Here is a 26253-nt window from a genome sequence, read left to right as displayed (position 1 = left end):
CCCCTTTCCATTCCGAACAGGGAAGTTAAGCCCGTTTGCGCCGATGGTACTGCCACACCAGGTGGGAGAGTAGGTCGCCGCCTTCCTTGAAGCCCTTCACGTTTGTGGAGGGCTTTTTTGTTTTTGGATTCTTAGCATTTAGATCCAACAAGGGACCGTTATCAGCCCATAAAAAAACTCCTCGCAGCACAAGGCCTTGAGGAGTTAGTAAGTTTAGTTGAGATTTATGTGAGTGTTTACACTCGGGGCAAATCACCTTCCCCTTTTAACGGTAAATCGGATGTCCCCATAAGGTATTTGTCCACGTAGTGAGCCGCTTGCCGTCCCTCGGAAATGGCCCAAACAATTAAGGATTGCCCTCTTCTTTGGTCACCGGCCACAAATACGCCAGGAACATTGGTTTTATAATCTGCCGCAGAAGCTTTAATATTGGTTCGTGCATCCATTTCAAGATGGAGTTGGTCGGCTATGGTGGTTTCAGAACCTGTGAAGCCCAAAGCCAATAGCACCAAATCGCACTCCCATTCTTTTTCTGTGCCTTCTACTTCTTTTAATACAGGTCTTTGACCTGGTTGCTTGATCCATTCCACTTCCGCAGTTACCAAGCTTTTCAAATTGCCATCATTATCGGTATTGAATCTTTTGGTAGAAATGCTAAATACACGGTCAGCTCCTTCTTTGTGAGAAGAACTGGTACGTAAACGCATTGGCCAAAAGGGCCAAGGCTGTCCCTCTGGCCGTTCGGTAGTTCCTTTCGGCATAATTTCAAAATTGGTCACAGAAATGGCACCTTGTCTAATGGAAGTTCCGATACAATCCGAACCTGTGTCACCACCGCCAATTACGATGACTTTTTTGTCTTTTGCCGAGATTTCTTCTCCTTGATACGGTATTCCGTCCACTTTTCGATTGTTCTGTGGTAAAAAATCCATGGCTTGTACCACTCCCTTGGCATCGCAGCCGGGAATGGGAAGGCTGCGCCTTACCGTGGCTCCACCACAAAGGACAATGGAATCGAAGTCTTGTTGAAGTTGTTCGGCCGTAACATCCACACCGACATGAATGCCTGTTTTGAACTCGATGCCTTCTTGCTCCATGATTTCCAATCGTCGGTCGATAATACTTTTCTCCATTTTAAAATCCGGAATCCCATAGCGGAGCAGACCGCCCGGTTTCTCATCCCTTTCGAATACAGTAACATTATGACCTGCGCGGTTCAATTGTTGCGCTGCCGCCAATCCTGCCGGTCCAGAACCTACTACGGCCACTTTTTTGTCCGTTCGTTTTACAGGGATATTGGGTTTAACCCAACCGTTTTTGAATGCGGTCTCCACAATGTTCTTTTCGATATTCTCAATCGATACCGGGTCTTCATTGATGCCCAATACGCACGATTCTTCACAGGGAGCCGGACACAACCTTCCGGTGAATTCCGGGAAATTATTAGTGGAGTGCAGTATCTCTGCAGCTTGCTGCCATTTGCCTTTGTAAACGGCGTCGTTAAAATCGGGGATTAGGTTTCCCAGCGGACAGCCACTATGGCAAAATGGGATACCACAATCCATGCAGCGAGCCCCCTGATCTTTTAATTCTGACTCTTTTAGCGGTTTGGTAAACTCCTTATAGTTTTTGATGCGTTCTTCGACAGGGGCATATGCTTCATCCTTTCTGTCAAATTCCATAAATCCTGTAATCTTTCCCATGTCTCCAATTATAAGGTTTGCAATTTTTCTTCTTCCAATCGTATCAGTGCTTGTCGGAATTCTTCCGGGAACACTTTTATGAATTTAGGAAGGCAATTTTCCCAATCTTCAAGAATACGCTGTGCCAATGGACTTAAGGTCGCATTGTAATGGTTCTCTATCAGGTCTTTCAGTTGTTGGATATCGTTATCCTCATCAACCGGAAGCAGATTCAAGTGATCTCCGTTGCAGTTACTTTTAAAGGAACTGTCTTTATCGAATACATAAGCAATTCCACCGCTCATTCCGGCACCAAAATTTCTTCCTACGGAACCTAAGATTACAGCAACACCACCCGTCATATATTCGCAACCGTGGTCACCGATTCCTTCCACGACCGCTTTGGCCCCGGAGTTTCTCACACAGAAACGTTCTCCCGCTTTACCGTTGATGTATGCCTCGCCCGAGGTGGCACCGTAAAGGGTTACATTTCCAGTAATTACATTTTCTTCGGGTTTTATGGTTGATTTGAACGGAACTTTGATGACCAATTTTGCTCCAGAAAGTCCCTTCCCAAGATAGTCGTTGGTATTTCCATTAACCACCATGGTAAGTCCTTTGGTGGCAAATGCACCGAAGCTCTGTCCAGCGGAACCGGTAAAATTCAGTTTCAGGGTGTTTTCCGGTAATCCTTCCTCCCCATAGATTTTTGAGATTTCATTGCTGATAATGGCACCAACGGCCCTATCTGTATTTTTGATTGGGAAGTCCAATGTGGTTTTCTCCTTGCGGAAAAGAGCAGGGTGCGCCTTTCCAATAATATCAAACTCTATAGATTTACTGATGTCGTGTACCTGCTTTTCTGTATTGTACAGTTTTGTTCCCTCGGGGACGTCGATGCGGTACAGAATGGGAGTAAGGTCAATTCCAGCGGCCTTGTAGTGTTCAATGGCTTTTTTACGGTCAAGCTTTTGCACTTGGCCTACCATCTCGTTCAACGTCCTAAAGCCTAGTTTAGCCATAATCTCACGCAATTCTTGAGCTACGAAGTACATATAGTTGACCACGTGTTCTGGCTTACCTTCAAACTTTTTACGCAGCTCAGGGTTCTGAGTTGCAATTCCTACGGGGCAGGTATTTAAATGGCAAACACGCATCATAATACAGCCCGAAGCTACGAGGGGCGCTGTGGCAAATCCAAATTCTTCAGCTCCCAACAAGCAGGCGATGGCTACATCCCTTCCCGTTTTTAATTGTCCGTCACATTCCAAAACCACCCTGTTTCGCAAATCGTTCAGCACCAAGGTCTGCTGTGCTTCGGCAATTCCTAGTTCCCAAGGTAAGCCAGCGTGCTTTAAGGAAGTCAATGGCGATGCCCCGGTACCTCCATCGAATCCGGAAATGAGTATGACATCGGCCTTTGCCTTGGCAACCCCGGCCGCTACTGTGCCTACGCCTACTTCTGAAACCAATTTTACGTTGATACGTGCATCCCGGTTGGCAGATTTTAGATCATAAATCAATTGGGACAAATCCTCAATCGAATAAATGTCGTGGTGTGGGGGTGGAGAAATCAAGCCTACGTAAGGGGTTGAATTTCGTGTTTTGGCAATCGCCGGATTGACTTTTGGTCCGGGCAATTGTCCGCCCTCACCCGGTTTGGCCCCTTGGGCCATTTTTATCTGGATTTCCTGAGCGCTCGTCAAATAGTTGGAGGTGACCCCAAATCTACCCGATGCTACCTGTTTAATGGCGCTGTTTTTCCAGTCGCCAGTTTGACTTTTATAGAAACGAGCCGAATCCTCCCCACCTTCACCTGAATTGCTCTTTCCTCCAATTCGGTTCATGGCAACCGCAAGATTTTCATGTGCTTCTTGACTAATACTTCCGTAGGACATCGCCCCCGTTTTGAACCTTTTGACGATTTCCGTCCAAGGTTCCACTTCTTCAATGGGAATGGGATCGTAGTTCGAAAAATCGAACAGTCCACGGATGGTCATTAGGTTTTTGGATTGCTCATTGACCAATTTGGAATACTCCTTATAAGTTTCCGGCTCGTTGTTGCGTACCGATTTTTGAAGCATGGCGACACTTAATGGATTGAACATGTGCTTCTCACCATTTCTTCTCCAACGGTACTCTCCGCCCACCTCAAGATCGAGATTGGCTGCTATATCCTGCGATAGGAATGCTTTTTTATGGCGTTTGGTAACTTCTTTCTCTATTTCGTACAGTCCGATTCCTTGGATTCGGGTAGGGGTATTGGGGAAATATTTGTCCACCACGGTGGTGTTGATCCCAATGCACTCGAACAATTGGGAACCGCGGTATGAGTTAAGGGTGGAGATACCAATTTTGTTCATCACCTTTAGGATACCCTTACCTACGGCCTTGTTGTAATTTTTGACGGCTTCCTCAAAAGTGTAATCGGTGATATTGTTCTCTTCAATTTGTTCCCCAATAATCTCGTTGACCAAGTAAGGATTGATGGCACTTGCACCAAAACCAAAAAGGAGTGCGAAGTGGTGCACTTCCCTAGGTTCGGCCGATTCAATGATGATGCTCAATTTGGAGCGTTTGCCAAACTTACGCAGTCCGCTGTTCACATGCGAACAAGCCAAAAGGGCAGGAATCGCTGCCATTTCGGTGCTGACCATTCTATCCGATAGTATAATAATGTTGGCGTCATCATCAATGGCCTGTATGGCTTGTTGTAGGATGTTATCGAGTGCTTCTTCCAATCCATTGTGTCCTTTTTGGATTTCATAGAGCATGGGAATGGAGACTACTTTATAGTCGGGACTGGCATCGTAGTTTTTGATTTTATCCAAATCTTCCTTGGAGATTACCGGGTTCTGGATTTTCAATTTACGGCAATGCAGTTCCGAAAAGTCGAAAATATTATGGTCGCTCCCCAAGGTCAGGCTAATATCGGTGATTAATTCCTCACGAATACCATCTAAAGGCGGATTGGTTACCTGGGCAAAGAGTTGCTTAAAGTAATTGTAGATCAATTGAGGACGTTCGGACAACACGGCAATGGGTGTATCCGACCCCATGGACCCAATAGGTTCTTTCCCATTTTCGGCCATCGGCATTATAATGGTGTTGATATCCTCTTGGGTATAGCCAAAAGCAGTTCTTCTGGTTTTAAGCGGAAATTCGCCGAAGAATACGGGACAATCATTATATGGGATGTCTTTCAAATGCACCAAATTGTCCTTCAACCATTTTTTATACGGATGTTTTTTGGCAATACGCTCCTTGATTTCTTCATCGTTCACGATTCTACCCTCCTCCATATTTACCAAAAACATTTTTCCGGGTTCTAATCGTCCGTGAAATTCGATGTCCTCAGGTTCGAGTTCCACTACGCCTGTTTCTGAAGACATGATGACATAGCCTTTTTTGGTCACGGAGTATCTTGATGGACGAAGACCGTTTCTATCCAGTACCGCACCGATGTAGTTGCCATCGGTAAATGGAATGGAAGCGGGTCCGTCCCATGGCTCCATCAGGCAGGAGTTATATTCGTAAAAGGCGCGCTTGGCCTCGGACATATCCGGGTTCTTCTCCCAAGCTTCTGGTACGAGCATCATCATCACTTCGGGTAACGAACGCCCGGTCATCAACAATAACTCCACCACCATGTCCATGCTGGCGGAATCGGATTTTCCAGGCAATACAACGGGAAGAATCTTTTTGATGTCCTCACCGAACCATTCACTTGCCATCAGTTCCTCACGAGAGCGCATGCGTGAGACATTTCCCCTTAGGGTGTTGATTTCTCCATTGTGGCACATATATCTAAATGGTTGTGCCAAATCCCAGTTTGGGAAGGTGTTGGTGGAAAATCGTTGGTGCACCAAAGCTAAACGGGTCACTACCCTTGGGTCCAACAGGTCTTCGTAGTACCTGCTGATGTCCTTTGGAACCAGCAGTCCTTTAAAAATGATGATTTTTGTGGATAAACTGGGAAGGTAGAAAAATTCACTTTCCGACAGTTTACTATTTATAATGGTATGCTCGGTGATTTTCCGTGCAATGAAAAGTTTGAGATTAAATTGGAATTCATCCAAATCTTCAGTTTTTCCAACGAACACTTGCATGACATATGGTTCGGTTTCTGCAGCGATCTTTCCCGGAACGGAACGATTCACAGGTACGTTCCGCCACCCTAATAGTTCAAGCCCTTGTTTGGCTATGTTCTCTTCAAAAACCTTGATGCAGAAATCGCGCTGGTTTTCTTTTTGGGGCAGAAATACGTTACCTACGGCATATTCCCCAGCTTCGGGTAGGTCAAATGCACACGCATCCTTAAAAAAGGCATGGGGGATATCGATAAGAATACCTGCACCATCACCAGTTTTTCCATCTGCGCTTACAGCCCCACGGTGTTCCAATTTATCGAGAATCTCTAGGGCCTTATGTATGATGTCGTTCGATTTGATGCCCTTTAGGCTACAAATAAAGCCCGCACCGCAATTGTCATGTTCAAATTCTGGTAGATATAAACCTTGTTTCTTCAGTCCCATCATTAACGTATTTGCTCAAAAATATCAAAATCAATGAAGAAACAATAGGGTTTTGGTTGATTATCAGATAAATAATCAACGTTATTTCATAAAGGTTAAAAAATATTCAATTTAGGAAATATGGGAAACTTAAATTATCATTCTCTCAAATTCGCCGTTCAAATGAAGGTCTTCCCTTTTCGATGCAGTGGGGGTACAGTTCATTTTTAGAATTCTAAGGAAGGTGTCAACCAAAAAATAGGGTCGAGTCGACGAATGGGCGGTATTGATAAAAAACAACCCCCTCTTTTGGGAGGGGGTATTGATTTTTAATCGGCTATGATGCTTCTGGAAATAACAATTTTCTGTATTTCAGAAGTGCCTTCGTATATCTGGGTTATTTTTGCGTCACGCATCAATCGCTCTACATGGTAATCCTTCACGTAGCCATTACCTCCGTGTATCTGCACGGCTTCGATAGCGGTTTCCATGGCAACTTCAGAAGCATAAAGCTTGGCCATTGCACCAGAAAGCGTATAATCGTTCCCATTGTCTTTGTCCCAAGCGGATTGATACACCAAATGGCGGGCCGCCTGAATTTTGGTATGCATATCTGCCAGTTTAAAGGCAATGGCCTGGTGATTGGCAATCTCAGTACCAAATGCTTTCCGTTCTTTGGCATATTTTAGGGCCAATTCGTAGGCTCCCGCCGCAATTCCAAGGGCTTGTGCGGCAATACCTATTCGTCCTCCGGCCAAGGTTTTCATGGCAAACTTAAAGCCAAAGCCGTCTTCTCCGATTCGGTTTTCCTTGGGTACTTTAACATCATTGAACATAAGGGAGTGGGTATCGCTGCCTCGGATTCCCAATTTGTTTTCCTTGGGGCCGATATCAAAACCTTCCATGCCTTTCTCAACAATCAGGGCATTTATTCCACGATGTCCCTTGTCCCGATCCGTTTGGGCGATGACCAAGTAAACTTCTGCAATGTTACCATTGGTAATCCAGTTTTTGGTTCCGTTTAGTATATAATGGTCGCCTTTGTCGATGGCCGTTGTTTTTTGTGAAGTAGCATCGCTTCCCGCTTCGGGCTCCGATAGGCAGAATGCCCCGATGATCTCTCCAGTGGCCAAGCGGGTCAAATATTTTTGTTTTTGTTCCTCAGTTCCATAGGTTTCGAGTCCCCAGCAAACCAATGAGTTGTTTACCGATACCATTACGGAGGCGGAGGCATCAATTTTGGATAGTTCTTCCATGGCCAGCACGTAGGAGAGGGTGCCAAGACCGCTTCCTCCATATTTTTCGTTGACCATCATCCCCATAAAACCTAATTCTCCCATTTTTTGGACAAGTTCCCAAGGAAAAGTTTGGGTTTCGTCGCGTTCAATGACACCTGGCAAAAGTTCGTTTTGGGCAAAATCTTTGGCCGCTTGTTGTATCATTAACTGTTCTTCGGAAAGTGTGAAATCCATAAAACTGAATAATATTTAAAAACTACCTACAAATATACTCTTCCGATGTCAAATTTCTATGTATTGATATCGATAAATGCGAATGTTTGAATTTTAAGAGAATGTTTTGACTTCGAAATTATCGGTTTCACATATTTTTATACCAATTAGATTATGCGGAAAAATTCATTTTGAATATCTTTAGCCGCACAGATAACTGCTCAAAACATAATTCCTTAATTAAACCAAACTTAACATGGAAACCCTTTTAGTTGTCATTTTTGTAATTGGATATTTGGCAATTACCCTCGAACATAATTTAAAAATAGACAAATTGATTCCTGCTTTGGCCATGATGGCCATACTGTGGGCGTTGATGGCTTTCGGGATAGACGGCTTCAGTACGTGGTTCGATTCGGGCAACCACTCCCTGTTGGAAAACTTTGGAGCCTTTGGTCACGAAGAGAAAATGGAATTGATGGAGGAGACCCTTTTGCACCATTTGGGAAAGACTTCCGAAATTTTGGTGTTCCTGTTGGGTGCCATGACCATTGTTGAAATCATTGATTACTTTGACGGGTTCGCTACCATAAAATCATTTGTAAAAACAAGGAGCAAGAAAAAAATCCTTTGGATTTTCTCTTTCTTGGCTTTTATCCTTTCTGCGATTATTGACAATCTTACTGCGACCATCGTGCTTATTTCCATTCTTCAAAAGATAGTGAAGGACAGGGAAGTGCGAATCTGGTACGCCGGTCTAATCATTATTGCCGCTAATGCTGGTGGTGCGTGGTCGCCCATCGGTGATGTTACCACAACCATGTTGTGGATCGGGGATAAAGTTTCTACGGCCATGCTCATCGAACATTTGCTAATACCATCATTGGTCTGTATGCTTATCCCATCTTTCATCGCCTCCTTTTTGCCCGCCTTTAAAGGAGAGATAGATATGGAAGAAGAAGATGGCGCTAAATCAAAATATGGACCTAGAATGCTCTATTTGGGTCTTGGGGCCATTGTTTTTGTACCCATTTTTAAAACCGTGACCCACTTGCCGCCCTATGTAGGAATGATGTTGTCTTTGGCTGTAGTCGCAACATTTGCAGAAATCTACAGTAATAAGAAAATCGCTATTTCCAGTTTGGATCAAGAAAGCGATGCCCACGCCTCCCACAGTCCGGTGCATAGCGCGTTGACCAAAATTGAATTGCCCAGTATTTTGTTCTTCTTGGGTATTTTGATGGCAGTTGCTGCCTTGGAGTCCTTGGGGCTTCTGTTCAACTTCGCCGAAGGATTGAAGCAAGGTATGCCTTTAATGGGAACGGAAATGGCTGGAACACGGGTGTCCGATTTAGTGGTGATTCTATTAGGTGTCGGATCCGCAATTATTGATAACGTACCTTTGGTGGCAGCAAGTTTGGGGATGTTCTCCGAACCCATGGATGATCAACTGTGGCACTTTATCGCTTACTCCGCTGGAACAGGGGGAAGTATGTTGATTATCGGTTCTGCGGCTGGCGTTGTTGCTATGGGAATGGAGAAAATAGATTTCTTCTGGTACCTCAAAAAAATATCGTGGTTGGCCTTTGTAGGTTTTATCGCTGGAGCAATTTGCTACATGGGTATGCGATATTTGTTCTAAAAGATACTTTAGTTCAAAAATCTCCGTTATACTTGCATAATAAATTGGGGATTTTATATGAATATTTTTCAAGAAGTAACGGAAGGTGCTGAAGCAGCTGCTTCAATTTCCGAGGAAAAAACCTTGTCCGTAATCGACCTTATCGTAAATGGAGGAACAGGAAGCGTTATCATTATCATGGTGCTTTTTGTTCTTCTTTTTGTTGCTATGTACATCTATTTTGAACGCATTTTTGCCATTAAGGCAGCATCCAAGATAGATAAGAATTTCATGAACCAGATTCGCGACCATATCAGCAATGGTAAATTGGAAGCTGCTACCTTGCTATGTGCCCAAACGGACTCTCCCGTAGCGCGACTCATCGAGAAAGGGGTGGCGCGAATAGGCAAACCTTTGGACGACATCAACACCTCTATCGAAAATGCAGGTACCCTCGAGGTGTACAAACTCGAAAAGAATGTGAGTGTTCTGGCCACCGTGGCAGGCGCTGCACCCATGATTGGTTTCTTGGGAACCGTTATCGGTATGATCTTGGCGTTCCACGAGATGGCAAGTAGCGGAGGACAAGCTGAAATGGGTTCCCTAGCATCCGGTATTTACACCGCCATGACCACCACAGTAGCAGGTCTTATCGTGGGTATCATCGCCTATATCGGCTATAACCACTTGGTGAATCGAACCGACAAGGTAGTGCACCAAATGGAAGCCAATGCGGTGGAGTTCCTGGATTTGTTGAACGAACCCATTTAAACCCTCTGCCATGAAACTAAAGGGAAGAAATAAGATAAGCCCTGAATTCAGCATGTCGTCCATGACGGACATTGTGTTCCTGTTGTTGGTATTTTTCATGCTGACCTCCAATGCTCCAAATGCGTTGGATTTGTTGTTGCCAAAGGCTAAGGGCAAATCGACCAATACACAGAATGTTTCGGTGACCATCAATAAAGACCTGCAATATTTTGTGAACAACGAGCAAATCAACAAAGAATACATTGAAATTGAATTAAAAAAGGCACTTGAAGGTCAAGAAAAGCCTACCATCATCCTAAGGGCAGAAGAAAACGTTGCCATCAAAGAAGCGGTCAACGTTATGGATATTGCCAACAGGAACAGTTACAAGGTTATCTTGGCAGTGCGGCCAAAATAATGTCCTTTTTAGATACGAGACACAAGAAAAAATCCTTTACGCTCACCACACTTTTGTTGAGCGCATTGCTGCTATTGCTTTTTTATATTGGGCTGACCTATCTCGACCCACCCATTGAAAATGGTATCGCTGTTAATTTCGGTACCATGGAATTTGGAAGTGGTGAGGTGCAGCCCACGGAAAGAGTACGTTCCGAACCCAGGGAAGTGGAAAGGCAGCCTGAGGAGCCTCAAGAGCAATTAGAGCCTGTGCAGCCTGAGGAAACGGTTGTGGAAGAGGCACCCGTGGAAGAGGTACTCACCAGCAACGATGAAGAGACCATCAAACTAAAACAACAACAAGAAGCCAAGCGTAAAGCCGAGGAAGAAGCCAAAAAGGCCAAAGTTGAAGCCGAGCGTATTGCCCGTGAAAAACGGGAAGCTGAGGAACGCAAGCGACAGGAGCAAGAGGCCAAGAAGAAAAGCGTGGATGCTTTGATTGGTGGAATTGGCAAATCTGAAGGAACCACGACCGGCAGCGAAGGTGACGATGATAAGGCTGGGGACAAAGGTCAACCGGATGGAGACCCTTATGCCACCTCGTACTATGGTGCGCCAGGTAGTGGAAGTGGAACTGGAGGTTATGGACTTAATGGTCGATCGTTAGCCAACCAAGGAAAGGTGCAACAAGAATGCAATGAGGAAGGTAGAGTAGTGGTAAGGATTGTGGTGGATAGAAATGGAAAGGTAATCCAAGCTCAGCCGGGAGTAAAGGGGACCACCAATAATGCGCCATGCCTTTTGGAACCTGCCCGTAAAACGGCGCTTCTTCACCGTTGGAATTCCGATGCGAATGCACCGGCCCAGCAAATCGGATTTGTGGTCGTCAACTTTAAATTGGGACAGTAGTGACCTATAAGGAGACGTTGGACTGGATGTTCGGACAGCTTCCGATGTACCAGCAAAAAGGTGCAGTAGCCTTGAACGCCAAGCTGGACAACATTATCCATTTTTGTAATGTGTTGGAAAATCCTCAGGATAAATTCAAAAGTATCCATGTGGCGGGTACCAATGGAAAGGGTTCCAGCAGCCATATGTTGGCGTCCATTCTTCAGGAGGCAGGCTACAAGGTCGGACTTTATACTTCGCCCCACCTCAAGGATTTTAGGGAACGTATTAAAATCGACGGAGAGGTAGTCAGCAAAAAATTTGTAAGGGAGTTTATAGCGAAGTACCGATCCTTTTTTGAATACAACAAACTGTCGTTTTTTGAAATGACCGTTGGGATGGCGTTCAGCTATTTTGAAGAGGAAAAGGTGGAAATTGCAGTGATTGAGGTGGGATTGGGCGGCCGTTTGGACTCTACCAATATCATTACGCCCGAAGTGGCGCTCATTACCAACATAGGAATGGACCATACTCAGTTTTTGGGGGATACCTTGGAAAAAATTGCGTTGGAAAAGGCTGGGGTGATTAAATCAAATGTTCCCGTGGTAATCAGCGAAACCCAAGCAGAGACCAAAATGATCTTTAACCTGATTGCCCATCAGCTCAAATCCAATATTGTGTTTGCCGATGCGGAACCAGTCCTCGGGTACCAGACGGATTTGTTGGGCGATTATCAGCAAAGGAACATTAATGGTGTCGTTGCCTGTATCCATCAACTGAAAAATTTTGAAGTTCCGGAAGCGGCCATTTCAAAAGGCTTACAAAACGTGGTAAAGAACACCGGGCTCATGGGGAGATGGCAGGTGTTGCAACAGCATCCTTTAGTGGTTTGTGATACGGCCCATAACAAGGAAGGATTGCAATTGGTCCTGAAACAGGTGGAAAAACAGTCTTTTGAGAAGCTCCATGTGGTATTAGGTTTTGTGAAGGACAAGGATGTAAGGTCGGTACTGACCCTTTTTCCAAAAGATGCCCACTATTACTTTGTAAAGCCATCCATCCCTCGCGGTATGGAAGCCGACCAACTAAGGGAACTAGCAGAAGAACAAGGGCTTAAAGGGAAGGTTTGCAAGTCGGTAAGCAAGGGTTTGAAGAAGGCATTGAAAAATGCTAACGAACAGGACATGATCTATGTTGGGGGAAGTACTTTTGTGGTGGCTGAAGTAGTGTGATTTTTTTTCATCTTTTTATTTTTTAAATCAAAAACTGTGTTATATTTGCACTCCCATTGGGCAAATGGAATGGGCGCTTAGCTCAGTTGGTTCAGAGCACCTCGTTTACACCGAGGGGGTCGGGGGTTCGAATCCCTCAGCGCCCACCAAGTAAAAACCTTCGATTTTTCGAAGGTTTTTTTGTTTTTGGCCCTGGCCAAAAATTCTCTTCTTTCTTCAAACTGCTTTTGAGAACTAAGATATATTCAAAACCTAAAGCACTGGTTTATTCCTTACATTTACTGTAAAAGATTTGCTAGAGGTGTTGTCTACAGGAAAAGAATTCTCTCCGAAACACCAAGACATCAAGGATTTTAAATGACAGACCAACAATATGACGTTATTATCGTAGGAGGTGGTTTGGCCGGGTTGACCAGCGCCATTCACTTGGCAAAACATCAGTTTCGGGTACTGATTATCGAAAAAGACAGTTTTCCCAAGCATAAGGTCTGCGGGGAGTATATTTCAAATGAAGTTTTGCCCTATCTAAACTATCTTGGTTTTGATCCCTTTCAATTCGACGCCCAGCGCATTACCGACTTTGAGCTCACTACACACAACAATAAAGTGATTAAGGCAAAATTACCGTTGGGCGGATTCGGTATCAGCAGGTACGAAATGGATTATCAGTTATATCATCTAGCAGTTCAGCATGGTGTTTCGGTGGTCCAAGACACAGTGGTCGATGTCCTTTTTAAGGATGATATATTTCAGGTTCAAACCAAAAAGGGCAAAAGGGTAACCTCCAAAATCACCTTGGCCACCTTTGGCAAGCGGTCCAATCTGGATATGAAGTTCCAACGTGCGTTCATCCAGGAAAAATCTCCTTATTTGGCTGTGAAAACCCATGTGTCAGGAGAATTTCCGAACAATAAGGTGGCGCTGCATAACTTTACGGGAGGCTATTGTGGTGTTTCCAAGGTGGAGAGGAATCACATCAACCTTTGTTATATCACTAGTTACGTCGCTTTCAAAACCTACAAAGATATCGATGACTTCCAAGATCAGGTCTTATTTCAAAACAAGGCGCTCAAGAAGGTTTTTCAACATTCAACCCCTGAGTTTGAACAACCCCTGACCATCAGCCAGATTTCCTTTGCGACCAAAAATCCCATCGAAAACCATATGATCATGTGCGGTGATTCGGCAGGTATGATTCATCCGCTATGCGGCAACGGCATGGCCATGGCCATCCGGAGTGCACAATTGGCATCTGATCTTATTATTTCCTATCTTCAAAAGAAAATTGCAACAAGGTCCGCATTGGAGCGAGCGTATGCCAAGGCATGGAAGAGAACATTCCGTTTTAGGTTAAAAGTTGGGCATTTCATTGCCTATTTGTTCAGACAGGATTGGCTCGCACCAAAAATACTCTTAGTTTTAAGAGCCGTACCTTTTTTGCTCCCGTCAATCATTAGGATGACACACGGAAAACCGATGAAAACTCAATGAGCCTGTTTGTAGATACCACTTCGAGGAGCAATGACGCAGAATTAATGGACGATTTTTCCATGAAGGGCGAATTGCTCCGTGATACCTTGGATAAGCTCGGCACCATAAATAAATGGTTGGGCGGCAATCGTGTAACCTTGAATGGTCTTCGCCAACTATTGGAACATCAACCCAAGGAAAAGGTGTACACCATTGTTGATATAGGATGCGGTCATGGAGATATTTTAAGACTGATAGCGGATTATGGGCGAAAACATGACTATTCCTTCCAGCTTATCGGGATTGATGCCAATCAAGATGCGATTGACTATGCGGTCGAATTATCAATGGCTTATAATGAACTGTCGTTTAGGAAGCTAGATGTTTTTTCCGAAGCGTTCCAAGCCATGGAGTACGATGTTGTCCTCTCCACCCTCTTTCTGCACCATTTGGATGAGACGGAAATTCGATCGCTGTTGCAGCTGATGTCCACCAAGGCTAAATTAGGGGTGGTCGTTAACGACCTGCATCGACATCGATTGGCGTATGGCTTGTTCAAATTATTGGGAACGGTAATATCGAACCACATGATCGTGCAGGACGGATTGACGTCCATTTTGCGGGCCTTCAAGCGCAGGGAAATCGAACAGATATCAGATCAACTCAATCTAAACTCACAAATTAGTTGGAAATGGGCTTTCCGCTACCAATGGCTAATTAAACCCTAAATGGCAGTAAAAATAACATCCGTTGCAAAGCAACTACCAAAATACAGCAGGGAAACCAAGGATATTTTACCATACGTAGAACTTTGGCTCGAAGGACAGGAGGAGCGTTTTAAACGGAAAGTCCTTAAGATCTTTGAGAACGCCGCGGTGGATAAGCGCTATTCCATTATGGCGCCCGAAGAGGTTTTTTTAAAGACCTCGTTTGAAGAAAAAAATGATATTTATGTGCGAGAATCCATAAAACTGGCAGAAAAGAGCTTGTTGAAGGCGTTGGACAAGGCCCAATTAAAGCCAACGGATTTGGACTACATTATCACGGTGAGCTGCACGGGCATAATGATTCCCTCTTTGGATGCCTATTTGATCAATCGTTTAAAACTGAAACAGGATATTGTTCGGCTGCCAGTGACCGAAATGGGATGCGCTGCGGGAATTTCTGGGATTTTGTACGCCAAGAATTTTTTAAAGGCCAATCCCAACAAGCGGGCCGCAGTAATTGCTGTGGAATCCCCGACAGCGACCTTTCAATTGGATGATTATTCGATGGCCAATATTGTAAGCGCGGCCATCTTTGGCGATGGGTGTGCCAGTGTCATTCTGTCCTCCCATGAAAATGAGGAAGGGCCCGAAATCAAGGATGAGGCGATGTACCATTTTTATGATGCAGAGCATATGATGGGATTTAAACTTCGGAACACGGGCCTACAAATGGTTTTGGACCCATCCGTTCCCCAGACCATTACCGATCATTTCCCAAAGATCATCCATCCTTTTTTGGAACAAAACGGACTGACCATTGAACATATTGATCATTTGGTGTTTCACCCCGGGGGTAAAAAGATAGTCCAAACCGTAGAAGATCTGTTCGGTGCCTTGGGGAAAAATATCGATGACACCAAAGAGGTTTTAAGATTGTACGGAAATATGAGCAGCGCTACGGTACTGTATGTGTTGGAACGATTTATGGGCAGAAAATTGCCCGAAGGGGACAAGGGCATCATGCTGAGTTTTGGCCCGGGCTTTTCTGCGCAACGAATTTTATTGGAGTGGTAAGATGAAAGAATTTACAGATACAAATTATTGGGCTTTAATCCTTGGAGGCAGTAGCGGACTGGGTTTGGCAACGGCAAAGAAATTAGCCCAACACGGCATGAACATCTGCATTGTATACCGTGCTCCCCGAATGCTGGAAGAAGCCATTCAAAAGGAATTTGAAACAATAATGCAGGAAGGTGTTCAATTCAAGGCCTTTAACTCGGATGCCTTTAATCCGCAGAAAAGGGAGACCTTGATCCAAGATTTGAAAACGGTTTTGGGGACTCAACAAAAAATTCGTGTTATGGTGCACAGTGTGGCCAAGGGCAACCTCAAACCCATGGTGTCAAAAGGGGAACCGGAGCTTAAGCACGATGATTTTACCTTGACCATCCAAGCGATGGGAATAAGTTTGTACGATTGGACCAAATCAATTTTTGAGGCTGATTTGTTTGCCCCTGACGCCCGAATCATCAGTTTTACCAGCGAAGGCAATTCCAAAGCCTGGCGTAGCTATGCGGCCGTTTCGGCAGCCAAAGTTACCCTAGAGGCCATTAGTAGAAATATGGCGTTGGAGTTTGCACCCTACGGTATCAAGGTCAACTGTCTTCAAGCAGGGGTTACGGATACCGCTTCCTTGCGCATGATTCCCGGGAGCGAACAAATCATAAAACATACCTTAAAACGAAATCCAAATAAACGGTTGACCACTCCTGAAGATGTGGCCAATGCGGTGTATTTATTAACGAAAGACGAAGCCGCTTGGATCACGGGAACGGTGATTCCTGTGGATGGTGGCGAACATTTGGTGTAACATGGAGGCGGAAGAAATCATAGCATTATTGCCCTATCAATCCCCATTTTTGTTTGTGGACGGGATTACGGCCATTTCTGAACATCACATTACAGGTCACTATACCTTTAAAAAGGATGAATTCTTCTATAAAGGCCATTTTAAGGACAACCCCATTACCCCAGGAGTGATTCTTACGGAGTGTATGGCCCAAATAGGTCTGGTTTGTTTGGGAGTGCATTTGATGAAGGATGAATTGGGCAATGAACAAAAACCACAAATTGCCTTAACCTCCCATCAAATGGATTTCTATTTACCCGTTTTGCCTGGCCAAAAGGTTGTTGTGCACTCGGAAAAGGAGGTGTTTCGTTTCAACAAGTTAAAATGTAAGGTAAAAATGCTGAACGAGAAGGAGGAGCTTCTCGCAAGAGGTGTAATTTCAGGAATGTTGAAGGTGAAATAAGTTTAAACAGTCAAAAAAAAGTGCTGTTGTCACACTGAGCCTGTCGAAGTGTATCATGAATAGAAAATGTTAGGTTCAAAGGTGTAGTCTTCGACAGGCTCAGACTGACAAAACAAACTTTAATTGTAAAGAGTGCGATCTTATAAATGGCATCTTTTTGATGAAGTATGGATAATCGAATAACCAAATGGCAAACTGTGCTTTTCGAAGTCCAATCAATTAAAAAAAATGAAAAATAGAGTCGTCATCACAGGAATGGGAGTAGTTGCACCAAACGGTGTTGGTATTCCACAGTTCACAAAAGCGTTGAAAAATGGAACTTCCGGTATCTCATTCCATCCACAATTAAAGGAACTCAAGTTTTCGTGCCAAATTGGAGGCATCCCACATATCACTGAGGAATTGAAATCCGATTATTTTACGGAATTGCAGCTAAGGGGCTTTAATAGTTCTGGTATTTTATATGGTTGCATTGCAGGTGTGGATGCATGGAAAGATGCTGGATTGGAGGTTCACCCAGAAAGCGAATTGGATTATGACTCTGGGCTCATTTTTGGAACGGGAACATCGGGTGTGGATAAATTTAGGGAGGCCATTTACCAATTGGATGACGGAGAAGTAAGACGATTGGGCAGTACTGTGGTGCTGCAGACCATGGGCAGTGGCGTTAGCGCGTATTTGGGAGGTATGCTCGGGCTGGGAAATCAGGTCACTACCAACTCGTCGGCGTGTACTACGGGAACCGAAGCAGTTTTAATGGGCTACGACCGTATTGCCCACGGAAGGGCCAAGCGCATGCTGGTAGGCAGTTGCAGCGACCATGGGCCTTACGTTTGGGGAGGTTTTGACGCCATGCGGGTGATGACCTACAAACATAATGATGAACCCGAAAGAGGTTCCAGGCCGATGAGTGGCTCGGCATCCGGTTTTGTGCCCGGAAGTGGAGCAGGGGCACTGGTGTTGGAATCTCTGGAATCTGCAATGGAACGTGGTGCAACGATTTATGCTGAGGTTCTGGGCGGTGAGGTCAATTCCGGAGGTCAACGCCAAGGGGGTACCTTAACGGCACCCAATCCAGAGGCCGTGCAACGCTGCATAAAAAACGCCCTTGCCCATTCGGAGGTAAACCCAAATGAGGTGGATGCCATCAACGGACATCTTACCGCCACTGCGAAAGACCCTTTGGAAATTGAAAACTGGACCAAGGCATTGAGTAGAAAGGGTGAGGATTTTCCCTTTATCAATTCCACCAAATCCTTGATCGGGCATTGCTTGGCCGCGGCAGGTTCCATTGAATGTGTAGCCAGTATCGTTCAAATTAAGGAACAGTTTATAGCGCCGAATATCAATTGCGAGGACCTCCACGATGATATCAAGGGAATTATTGCCACTTCCAAAGTGCCTACCCAAACCCTACATCACAAAGTTGAGGTGGTGGCCAAGGCCAGTTTTGGTTTTGGCGATGTGAATGCCTGTGTTTTATTTAAGCGATTTATACCTTAACTTACCGATTAAAAGCTATGGATAGAGAACAACTCATCACCAAATTAAAACCCATCATTAAGCCATATGTCCAAGATGAAGAAGCTTTCAAGAACTTGTCCGAGGATACAGATTTTGTGAATGATCTTAAAATCAACTCGGCCAATTTAGTGGACATTATCTTGGATATTGAGGACGAATTTGATATCCGGTTGGAGAACGAGGATATGGAACAGATGCTGGATGTAAAGTCGGCCATGAACATTGTCACCTCCAAAATAGGGAAGTAATGGTAGGCAACGACCTTGTTGATTTAAATGAAGCGCGGCGCACTTCTAATTGGCAACGTCCTCGATACTTGGACAAAATCTTTACCTCAAACGAACAGGGATACATTAAGGATGCCGAAAATTCCTTTCGCATGATCTGGCGGTTATGGAGCATGAAAGAGGCTGCCTATAAACTATATACCCAAATATATCCCAACCGATTCTACAATCCTTTGGGGTTAGAATGCGAGGTCACCGATCAGTCGGGATTGGTTAAATTCAAGGACTTTCTATGTTATGTTGAAACCAAGGAGACACTCCATTACATTCTCTCCGAAGCCAGGTTGAATCCACAAAGCTTAGGATCTGCCATCATAAAGTTCAAATGTACGGGACAAAGGGAGCAAAGTGAAGAACTAAAGACAAGGCTCCTCCATGGTGTTAATGATTCCTATCAACTAAAAAAGAACAAAATGGGAGTTCCGTCATTGACCAATGGGAAACAACTACTTTCTGTAAGCCTTACCCATCATGGAAGTTATGGGGCTTTTGTGATTGGGTGATTCCCTTTCTTTTTTTGGTTGCAGAATTAAAATGCCTTTCCCTTTTTACATAATCCATGGTTTGGAGCCAGATTACTTGAAGGTTCAATGAATGCTATAGGATGGGTTATTTGTACAAACTAGTTTCATAAGAAAAATATTACTTTTTATCGAATACTTCTTTGTGCATTTCCAGAATAGAAGTAAGTTGCCATGGTTAAACTTACGCATGAAAAAAGCACTAGCCTCAATTCTTTTGGGCCTGATTCATTTTATGGTATCTGCCCAAACAGAATTTATTACCACTTGGAAAACCGACAATCCGGGAGTCTCAGCAAATAACCAAATCACCATTCCCACTTTTACAGGAGAAATCTACAATTATACGGTAGACTGGGGCGATGGGAATATGGATACCAATGTTGCTGGAGATATCACTCACACCTATGCAACCGCAGGAATCTATGAAGTTTCCATTAGTGGAGACTTCCCCAGGATCTATTTCAACGAATCGGGCGATGCAGATAAGCTTCTTAATATCAAACAGTGGGGAAGTATTGCTTGGACCTCAATGGAATCGGCTTTTGCGGGGTGTTCCAATCTATCGGTGGGAGCGAATGACGTACCCAACCTGTCCAGTGTCACGAGTTTGAGGAAAATGTTTTTCTATTGTAATTATTCATTTAATTATACCAATCGTGAGTACCCGAATTTTAATGGCATAGAAAATTTTAACGATTGGGACGTAAGTACAATTACCGATATGTCCAACATGTTTGATAAATCTTCATTTAATCAAGATGTTTTTTCTTGGGATGTAAGCAGTGTGTTGGATATGTCCTATATGTTTTTTAGTAGCACCTTTAATCAGGATATAAGCAATTGGGATGTAAGCAATGTACAAAACATGAGTGGAATTTTTGGTTCTAGTTCATTTCGAGGAGATGTAACGGGATGGGATGTCGGTAATGTTACGAATATGGATTACATGTTCAACAGTACCTTTTTTGATCAGGATATTTCTTATTGGGACGTGAGCAATGTTAGGTCAATGCGTCACATGTTTAGCCAATGCAGTTTTAATCAAGATATAAGTAATTGGAACGTGAGTAATGTTGTGGATATGTCAAATATATTTGACGACAATGATCTCTCTAGGGAAAATTATGATGAGATTCTGATTGGTTGGAGCCAGTTACCTTCCTTGCAGAATGGAACCATATTGGGGGCAAAAGATGTACAATATTGTTTGGGAAAGGAGGCGCGTGAGTTCCTTATTTCCAATTATAATTGGGTCATAATGGATCAAGGAGAAAACTGTGAGGAGGAACGCCCCTTTATAACCACATGGAAAACTGACAATCCAGGGTTTTCCGAGGATAATCAAATTACCATACCTACAAATTCGAGAGAGGTATATAACTATAACGTTGACTGGGGAGATGGCACCAGCGATACCGGTGTAACTGGAGATATTACCCATACGTATGCAGTTCCAGGTACTTATCAAGTCTCAATAACGGGTAGGTTTCCGCATATATTCTTTAATAACAGCAATGAAGATTACCCTTATCAATACCCAAGAAATACTTCTGATACAGATAAGATTATTTCCATAGATCAATGGGGTACCAATCGTTGGATATCTATGGCTTTTGCTTTTGCCGGATGTACTAATTTGGATGTTCTGGCAAAAGATTCCCCGGATTTTTCAAAGGATATACGCTTAAATCATATGTTTTATGGTTGCTCATCCCTAAAAGGGAATGAAAGTATGGTAGCTTGGGATTTAAGCTATGTAACCTTTTTAGCCAATAACATGTTCCACAATGCTTCAAAATTTAATCAGCCCATTGGGGATTGGGATGTCAGCAACATCCGTTATCTGAACGAGATGTTCCAAAATGCCACTTCGTTCAATCAAAATTTGGAAAAATGGAATGTTGGCCAAGCACAAAGGTTGGATGCCATGTTCGATGGCTCTGGAATATCTATATCAAATTATGACAAAATTCTAAATGCATGGAGCCAATTGCCTTCCCTCCAAGATAATGTTAAGTTTGGCGCAAAAGACACCCACTTTTGCAATAGTGAATCGGCTAGGCAAGTACTGATAGATAATTACAATTGGGAAATTACAGATGCAGGAAAAGACTGTTCAAGCACCTTTTTTATAACAACATGGAAAACAGATAATCCTGGGGTTTCGGGGGACAATCAAATTACAATTCCAACATTTCCAAGCGAAGCCTATAACTATACAGTGGATTGGGGAGATGGTACTTCGGATACAAACGTTATGGGTGATATAACACATACCTATGCGGCGCCAGGAACATATCAAGTTTCGATTGGTGGGGATTTTCCAAGAATTTATTTTAACGACTTTGACGGAACAGAAACAGATTCGGATAAATTGATATCCGTAGATCAATGGGGAAGCAATGAATGGACTTCTATGGACAATGCATTCACACACTGTTCCAAAATGGATGTTTTGGCAACGGATGTGCCGGATTTAAGTCAGGTTACATCATTAGGAGCAATGTTTAGGTTTTGTGAGTCCTTGGAAGGAAATGATTCGTTCGCCAACTGGGATGTTGGAAATGTGACCAATTTTTCCAATTTGTTTGGATGGGCAACTAGGTTTAATCAGGATATTTCAAATTGGGACGTTTCAAATGCCAAACTAATGGTAGATATGTTTACCAATGCAACAGCTTTCAACAGTGATATTTCAAATTGGAATCTCGGTAATGTTGGTGCTATTGATAGGATGTTTGCTGGAGCCTCATCATTCAACCAACCTATTGGTCAGTGGGACGTTAGTGGCATTAAATCGATGCAGGCATTGTTCTCGGGTGCCAGTTCGTTCAATCAAGATATATCGGAATGGGATATGGGTAACCTTGAGGATCTAGGAGCCATGTTTGCAGATGCTATTTCTTTTAATCAGGATATTTCAAATTGGGATGTTTCCAAAGTAACTTTCATGAACGCAATGTTTTCTGGTGCCTCATCATTTAACCAGCCCATAGGGGAATGGGATGTGAGCAAAGTCACTACAATGTCAAGTATGTTTTTTGGAGCAACTTCATTTAATCAACCATTGAACGATTGGAATACTTCAAACGTTGCAGTAATGGGCACGATGTTTGCCAAGGCAAGTTCCTTTAATCAGCCGCTTAGTAATTGGGATGTAAGTAATCTGGAAAGCACTTCGGGAATGTTTGCAGAGGCGGTTTCTTTCAATCAAGACTTATCGAGTTGGGATATGTCCAACAAAACTTCAATAGGCGGCATGTTCAACGGTGCAACTTCTTTTGATCAAAACTTAGGAGATTGGGATATAGGCAATGTCATAAACATGGATTATCTTTTTTTAAATGCAGGACTATCCTTGGAGAACTACGACAAAACATTGATAGGTTGGACTAATTTGCCCATAATACAAAATAACGTTGTTTTAAACGCTGGTTCTAGTCAATATTGTGAGTCTGAAGAAGCGCGTCAAAACCTGATTGATAATTTTGGCTGGGCAATTACTGATGGAGGTAAAGTACCTTTTTGTAATGAGGATAATGATGCAGACGGAATTTTAGATCACTTGGACCTTTGTTTGGATACTAGGCCAAATGCTACTGTGGATGAATATGGGTGTGAAATCATTCCAGCAGATGCCGTACAGGTGTATGTCTTGACCCCAAGTTGCATTGATAGCGCCGATGGTTCGGTAAATCTCTTGGTGAGTGTACCAGGTCATTCGATGGATATTTCCATAGCTGGTGATTCCTATTCCAACCAATTTGACGACGTGGCCTCGGGAGAGGGCTTCGAAATTGGAGGGCTTTCCCCTGGTTCCTATTCCATCTCATTGTCGGTGCCTGAGATTCTATTTGAACAGACCTATGGGGTAACTGTAAATAGTGTGACCACGGTATCAGCAAAAAGGGCCTCAACAGATGGCAAAACGGGTACCGTAGTTTACGAAGTCAATGGCAGTAAAAGCTATGAACTAAATATAAATGGGGAGCAACAGAACTACATCTTTGAAGACACAGGAAATAATACCATTGTCTTAAATAATTTATTTGGCCAGAATGAAATAGTAATTTCCGGGACAAGCGACTGCCAAGGTGTTGTAAGCGATAACTTTTTTATTGGTGACACCATTCAGGTGTATCCCACAATTACATCCTCCCATGTAAATGTTTTAACCGATGCAAATACCCTTAATGCAAAAGTTTTTGGAATGAATGGACGACTCGCCAAGGAAATCAATTATAACCAAAACAATAGAAATATAGATGTTTCCACCCTGAAATCAGGTGTTTATCTATTGCAGATGGAAGTAGATGGACGTTTGGAAACGGTAAAAATTATAAAAAGATGAATAAAATGAAGTCAATTTTTCGAATGGTTTGTGGCTGTATTGTAATTATTTTGTCTTCCTGTGGTGGTGAAGGCAGTGGAGAGCAACCGCCACCGCCAGAACCGAACCCCAGTAATGATTTGCCATTGAAAGTGACAGGGACATTGCCCGTAAATGGTGAGCCTTGTGTAGATTATGAAGAAGTGGCATCGGATGATACCAAAGTTTTGATTGCCTTCACTTGGAACGAGGCAGAATTTGCGGATAGTTATGAATTGGTGGTTTTGGAAGGCAGTACCGAGGTTTTCAATAACACCTATTCCAATCTAGAGGCCCAGGTGGAATTGCAGAGAGGAAAAACATACACATGGTCGGTCACTTCAATTAATCAGTTTGGAGAAACAGCGGGAAATACCTACTCGTTTACCACACCTGGAGTCCCAGTGGGAAATTATGCTCCCTATGCTGCTGAAATTAATGTTGAGTTCAACACAAACACTATGGAAATGTCTATCAGCTGGTTGGGCAGCGATGAGGACGGAGATAGCTTGGTGTACGACGTACAGGTCTTGGAGAATAACAGTCTACTGCTGGAAGAAGTGGATTATTCCACGGAATCCCTGCAGCCAATACAGTTTACAGCTGAAGAAACCTACTTCATTGAGGTGGTTTCAAAAGATACAAATGGTAATTTTTCAATTTCTAATACGGATATAAAGGCTCCAAATTAAAATCGAAAAAGGCTCAAGTTTGTCTATCCTTGGTTATATGGACAAACTTGAGCCCGCTCCAATCTTCATCAATTGCAGCGACCTTGACATCTACCAATCCTAGGTCCAGAATGTACGTCCTGATTTTATCTCTCTTTAAATCGGTTTCGATTTTGGACGTTCCCTTTTGTCAACTTATCCATAATAGGCCATTTTGCTTGAGTAGTCGAATCCAATAGTTTGTCTGGGTCTTTAGGTAAACGAACGAAGTAAAAAACAAATGAATGAAATCAATTTCCTTTTCCCCGGATGAACCGGTGTCAACTATATCTAGATTGGGTGGCAAATCAGTGAACAAATTAAACTAATTAAATGGCGGCCTGTAAAAAACTACCCTGAAGCCTTCCTTTAGCCCCAATTTTTTTAGCCAATGCCGTACCCGAATATCCCGCTGTGACAATCTATTGTTATAAGGGATTTAGATGGAAATGGATTCCCCAATATCAGGCAGCATCAGTTTTTTGCCCTTCTTTTCGAAATGCTCCACGGCCTTGGTTTTGTCAATTTTGATGGGAGGAAAGGTATCGTAGTGACATCCAATAATTTGATTGCATTGGACAAAATCACTGGCAATGGTTGCATCTTCGTATCCCATGGTAAAATTATCGCCAATAGGCAAAATAGCGATGTTCAGTTTGGGACAGGTCATCGGTATCAATTCCATATCCTTGGTCAAGGCCGTATCGCCCGCATGGTAGATGCAATGGGAGTCATCATAGAGCACAAAACCGCCAGGATTTCCACCGTTGCTTCCGTCGGGCAGCATGCTCGAATGGATTGCGCTTACATATTTTGCCGTTCCAAAATCGAAGGTATACTTTCCGCCATGGTTCATTCCATGTCCGTCAATCCCCTTTTCGGCGAACCAGCTGACCACTTCAAAGTTGGAAACCAACTTCGCCTTTGGGTTGTTCTTTGCAATGCTCTCCACATCGAGTACATGGTCTTGGTGCCCATGGGTCACAAAAATATAATCGACCTTTAAGCTGTTGATGTCAATTTCCTTGGCCATTTCGTTGCCAGAGATAAAGGGGTCGAACAGAATTGTTTTTCCGTTCATTTCAATTAAAAAGGAAGCATGGCCCAAATAGGTGATTTTCATATGATTTTATTTTTAGATATTGTTTGATGTGTTTAAGCCTCAAAAATTTTAGCGATTTGCCTAAAGTTAGGAATAACGCGTCTCAATTTCAATGCAAAATGAAACAGATTGCTACTCTTGAAGAATTTTTTGGTTCCCTAATTTGGATTGCAGAAAAAGGGTTTAACTTTGCAGCATGATTGCGACAATTTGCAGAAAAGCCCATTTTAACGCTGCCCATAGGCTCCACAATCCCAAGTGGAGCAAGGAAAAGAACATAGAAGTGTTCGGAAAATGCAACAGCCCAAGCTTTCACGGTCATAATTTTGACCTTGAGGTACGAATTAAGGGTGAAGTGGACCCCGATACTGGTTTTGTTATGGATTTGGCTGATTTGGGTGCTTTGATCAAGGATGAGGTAGAGGAGCGTTTTGATCACAAAAACTTGAACGAGGATTGTCCCGAGTTTGAAAATTTGCTCCCGACCACCGAATATTTCGTTAAAGTAATCTACGATATTCTAAAGCCGAAGCTTAAAAAGGGGCAATTGTTGCATATTACCCTGCATGAGACATCAAAGAACTCTGCGGAGTATGGGGATTGGGATTAATTTCCGATATTGCAGCCCGATTTTAATGGGATATTAGCTCAGTTGGTTTAGAGCGCTGCCTTGACAGGGCAGAGGTCACTGGTTCGAATCCAGTATATCCCACT

General features: G+C 43.4%; 20 protein-coding genes, 2 tRNA genes and 1 rRNA gene. 19 read left to right on the top strand and 4 right to left on the bottom strand.

Going from position 1 to position 26253, the window contains the following annotated elements; all coding sequences use genetic code 11:
• Positions 1-86, top strand: a 5S ribosomal RNA gene (rrf, locus tag GGE08_RS09105); the annotation flags it as partial.
• 150 nt (positions 87-236) lie between these two features.
• Here rrf and GGE08_RS09100 read toward each other — a convergent pair.
• The 3 genes from GGE08_RS09100 to GGE08_RS09090 form a co-directional block, all read right to left on the bottom strand.
• On the bottom strand, positions 237-1703 hold the full coding sequence (locus tag GGE08_RS09100) for a glutamate synthase subunit beta (protein WP_179384556.1): 1467 nt from the start codon (positions 1701-1703) through the stop codon (positions 237-239).
• A gap of 8 nt (positions 1704-1711) precedes the next feature.
• A complete protein-coding gene (gene gltB, locus GGE08_RS09095) occupies positions 1712-6217 on the bottom strand; it encodes a glutamate synthase large subunit (RefSeq protein ID WP_179384555.1) in 4506 nt (1501 codons plus the stop codon).
• Positions 6218-6525: 308 nt separating this feature from the next.
• Positions 6526-7668 (bottom strand): acyl-CoA dehydrogenase, encoded by a 1143-nt coding sequence (locus GGE08_RS09090; protein ID WP_179384554.1) that lies wholly within the window; start codon positions 7666-7668, stop codon positions 6526-6528.
• Between the two features lie 235 nt (positions 7669-7903).
• On the opposite strand from GGE08_RS09090, the gene nhaD reads away from it, so the two are divergent.
• The 16 genes from nhaD to GGE08_RS09010 all read left to right on the top strand — a co-directional run bounded on the left by nhaD (position 7904) and on the right by GGE08_RS09010 (position 24419).
• Positions 7904-9289 (top strand): sodium:proton antiporter NhaD, encoded by a 1386-nt coding sequence (gene nhaD, locus GGE08_RS09085; RefSeq protein WP_179384553.1) that lies wholly within the window; start codon positions 7904-7906, stop codon positions 9287-9289.
• A gap of 57 nt (positions 9290-9346) precedes the next feature.
• Positions 9347-10039 carry a MotA/TolQ/ExbB proton channel family protein gene (locus GGE08_RS09080; RefSeq protein WP_127140661.1) on the top strand — a complete coding sequence of 231 codons (693 nt, stop codon included), beginning with the start codon at positions 9347-9349 and terminating at the stop codon, positions 10037-10039.
• A gap of 10 nt (positions 10040-10049) precedes the next feature.
• Positions 10050-10436: an ExbD/TolR family protein gene (locus tag GGE08_RS09075; RefSeq protein WP_127140660.1), complete on the top strand. Its 387-nt coding sequence runs from the start codon at positions 10050-10052 to the stop codon at positions 10434-10436.
• Positions 10436-11323 carry an energy transducer TonB gene (locus tag GGE08_RS09070; RefSeq protein ID WP_179384552.1) on the top strand — a complete coding sequence of 296 codons (888 nt, stop codon included), beginning with the start codon at positions 10436-10438 and terminating at the stop codon, positions 11321-11323. The genes GGE08_RS09075 and GGE08_RS09070 overlap by 1 nt, the downstream gene beginning before the upstream one ends.
• The gene (locus tag GGE08_RS09065) at positions 11323-12534 is read left to right on the top strand and encodes a folylpolyglutamate synthase/dihydrofolate synthase family protein (RefSeq protein ID WP_179384551.1); all 1212 of its coding nucleotides are present in this window, start codon (positions 11323-11325) and stop codon (positions 12532-12534) included. The genes GGE08_RS09070 and GGE08_RS09065 overlap by 1 nt, the downstream gene beginning before the upstream one ends.
• Positions 12535-12605: 71 nt before the next feature.
• A tRNA-Val gene (locus GGE08_RS09060) sits at positions 12606-12683 on the top strand.
• A gap of 208 nt (positions 12684-12891) precedes the next feature.
• A complete protein-coding gene (locus GGE08_RS09055) occupies positions 12892-14025 on the top strand; it encodes an NAD(P)/FAD-dependent oxidoreductase (RefSeq protein WP_179384550.1) in 1134 nt (377 codons plus the stop codon).
• Positions 14022-14732 (top strand): methyltransferase domain-containing protein, encoded by a 711-nt coding sequence (locus GGE08_RS09050; RefSeq protein ID WP_179384549.1) that lies wholly within the window; start codon positions 14022-14024, stop codon positions 14730-14732. Before GGE08_RS09055 ends, GGE08_RS09050 begins: the two co-directional genes overlap by 4 nt.
• On the top strand, positions 14733-15785 hold the full coding sequence (locus GGE08_RS09045) for a type III polyketide synthase (RefSeq protein ID WP_179384548.1): 1053 nt from the start codon (positions 14733-14735) through the stop codon (positions 15783-15785).
• A gap of 1 nt (position 15786) precedes the next feature.
• On the top strand, positions 15787-16581 hold the full coding sequence (locus tag GGE08_RS09040) for an enoyl-ACP reductase (RefSeq protein ID WP_179384547.1): 795 nt from the start codon (positions 15787-15789) through the stop codon (positions 16579-16581).
• A gap of 1 nt (position 16582) precedes the next feature.
• Positions 16583-17023: a 3-hydroxyacyl-ACP dehydratase FabZ family protein gene (locus GGE08_RS09035; protein WP_179384546.1), complete on the top strand. Its 441-nt coding sequence runs from the start codon at positions 16583-16585 to the stop codon at positions 17021-17023.
• A 228-nt stretch (positions 17024-17251) separates the two neighbouring features.
• The gene (locus tag GGE08_RS09030; RefSeq protein ID WP_179384545.1) at positions 17252-18526 is read left to right on the top strand and encodes a beta-ketoacyl synthase; all 1275 of its coding nucleotides are present in this window, start codon (positions 17252-17254) and stop codon (positions 18524-18526) included.
• 17 nt (positions 18527-18543) lie between these two features.
• Positions 18544-18795 carry an acyl carrier protein gene (locus GGE08_RS09025; protein WP_179384544.1) on the top strand — a complete coding sequence of 84 codons (252 nt, stop codon included), beginning with the start codon at positions 18544-18546 and terminating at the stop codon, positions 18793-18795.
• Entirely contained in the window at positions 18795-19337 is a 543-nt protein-coding gene (locus tag GGE08_RS09020) for a 4'-phosphopantetheinyl transferase superfamily protein (protein ID WP_179384543.1), read from the top strand. The genes GGE08_RS09025 and GGE08_RS09020 overlap by 1 nt, the downstream gene beginning before the upstream one ends.
• A 208-nt stretch (positions 19338-19545) precedes the next feature.
• The gene (locus GGE08_RS09015; RefSeq protein ID WP_179384542.1) at positions 19546-23709 is read left to right on the top strand and encodes a BspA family leucine-rich repeat surface protein; all 4164 of its coding nucleotides are present in this window, start codon (positions 19546-19548) and stop codon (positions 23707-23709) included.
• Between the two features lie 5 nt (positions 23710-23714).
• A complete protein-coding gene (locus tag GGE08_RS09010) occupies positions 23715-24419 on the top strand; it encodes a hypothetical protein (protein ID WP_179384541.1) in 705 nt (234 codons plus the stop codon).
• A gap of 457 nt (positions 24420-24876) precedes the next feature.
• Here GGE08_RS09010 and GGE08_RS09005 read toward each other — a convergent pair whose 3' ends face one another.
• Positions 24877-25560 (bottom strand): metal-dependent hydrolase, encoded by a 684-nt coding sequence (locus GGE08_RS09005; RefSeq protein ID WP_179384540.1) that lies wholly within the window; start codon positions 25558-25560, stop codon positions 24877-24879.
• A gap of 175 nt (positions 25561-25735) precedes the next feature.
• On the opposite strand from GGE08_RS09005, the gene GGE08_RS09000 reads away from it, so the two are divergent.
• On the top strand, positions 25736-26149 hold the full coding sequence (locus GGE08_RS09000) for a 6-carboxytetrahydropterin synthase (RefSeq protein WP_179384539.1): 414 nt from the start codon (positions 25736-25738) through the stop codon (positions 26147-26149).
• Positions 26150-26176: 27 nt separating this feature from the next.
• Positions 26177-26251: transfer RNA gene (locus tag GGE08_RS08995), tRNA-Val, on the top strand.
• Positions 26252-26253 lie beyond the last annotated feature (2 nt).

Origin of the sequence: Allomuricauda sp. ARW1Y1, from assembly GCF_013407935.1 — a bacterium.
In the GTDB taxonomy this organism is placed as follows: domain Bacteria; phylum Bacteroidota; class Bacteroidia; order Flavobacteriales; family Flavobacteriaceae; genus Flagellimonas.
Note: the sequence above shows the minus strand (reverse complement) of the source record. Positions and strands in the feature narration are given on the sequence as shown.

Excerpts from the sequence above, each read along its gene's own strand:
- GGE08_RS09100 (WP_179384556.1), bottom strand. The coding sequence starts at position 1,703 with ATGGGAAAGATTACAGGATTTATGGAATTTGACAGAAAGGATGAAGCA.
- gltB (WP_179384555.1), bottom strand. The coding sequence starts at position 6,217 with ATGGGACTGAAGAAACAAGGTTTATATCTACCAGAATTTGAACATGAC.
- GGE08_RS09090 (WP_179384554.1), bottom strand. The coding sequence starts at position 7,668 with ATGGATTTCACACTTTCCGAAGAACAGTTAATGATACAACAAGCGGCC.
- nhaD (WP_179384553.1), top strand. The coding sequence starts at position 7,904 with ATGGAAACCCTTTTAGTTGTCATTTTTGTAATTGGATATTTGGCAATT.
- GGE08_RS09080 (WP_127140661.1), top strand. The coding sequence starts at position 9,347 with ATGAATATTTTTCAAGAAGTAACGGAAGGTGCTGAAGCAGCTGCTTCA.
- GGE08_RS09075 (WP_127140660.1), top strand. The coding sequence starts at position 10,050 with ATGAAACTAAAGGGAAGAAATAAGATAAGCCCTGAATTCAGCATGTCG.
- GGE08_RS09070 (WP_179384552.1), top strand. The coding sequence starts at position 10,436 with ATGTCCTTTTTAGATACGAGACACAAGAAAAAATCCTTTACGCTCACC.
- GGE08_RS09055 (WP_179384550.1), top strand. The coding sequence starts at position 12,892 with ATGACAGACCAACAATATGACGTTATTATCGTAGGAGGTGGTTTGGCC.
- GGE08_RS09050 (WP_179384549.1), top strand. The coding sequence starts at position 14,022 with ATGAGCCTGTTTGTAGATACCACTTCGAGGAGCAATGACGCAGAATTA.
- GGE08_RS09045 (WP_179384548.1), top strand. The coding sequence starts at position 14,733 with ATGGCAGTAAAAATAACATCCGTTGCAAAGCAACTACCAAAATACAGC.
- GGE08_RS09040 (WP_179384547.1), top strand. The coding sequence starts at position 15,787 with ATGAAAGAATTTACAGATACAAATTATTGGGCTTTAATCCTTGGAGGC.
- GGE08_RS09035 (WP_179384546.1), top strand. The coding sequence starts at position 16,583 with ATGGAGGCGGAAGAAATCATAGCATTATTGCCCTATCAATCCCCATTT.
- GGE08_RS09030 (WP_179384545.1), top strand. The coding sequence starts at position 17,252 with ATGAAAAATAGAGTCGTCATCACAGGAATGGGAGTAGTTGCACCAAAC.
- GGE08_RS09025 (WP_179384544.1), top strand. The coding sequence starts at position 18,544 with ATGGATAGAGAACAACTCATCACCAAATTAAAACCCATCATTAAGCCA.
- GGE08_RS09020 (WP_179384543.1), top strand. The coding sequence starts at position 18,795 with ATGGTAGGCAACGACCTTGTTGATTTAAATGAAGCGCGGCGCACTTCT.
- GGE08_RS09015 (WP_179384542.1), top strand. The coding sequence starts at position 19,546 with ATGAAAAAAGCACTAGCCTCAATTCTTTTGGGCCTGATTCATTTTATG.
- GGE08_RS09010 (WP_179384541.1), top strand. The coding sequence starts at position 23,715 with ATGAAGTCAATTTTTCGAATGGTTTGTGGCTGTATTGTAATTATTTTG.
- GGE08_RS09005 (WP_179384540.1), bottom strand. The coding sequence starts at position 25,560 with ATGAAAATCACCTATTTGGGCCATGCTTCCTTTTTAATTGAAATGAAC.
- GGE08_RS09000 (WP_179384539.1), top strand. The coding sequence starts at position 25,736 with ATGATTGCGACAATTTGCAGAAAAGCCCATTTTAACGCTGCCCATAGG.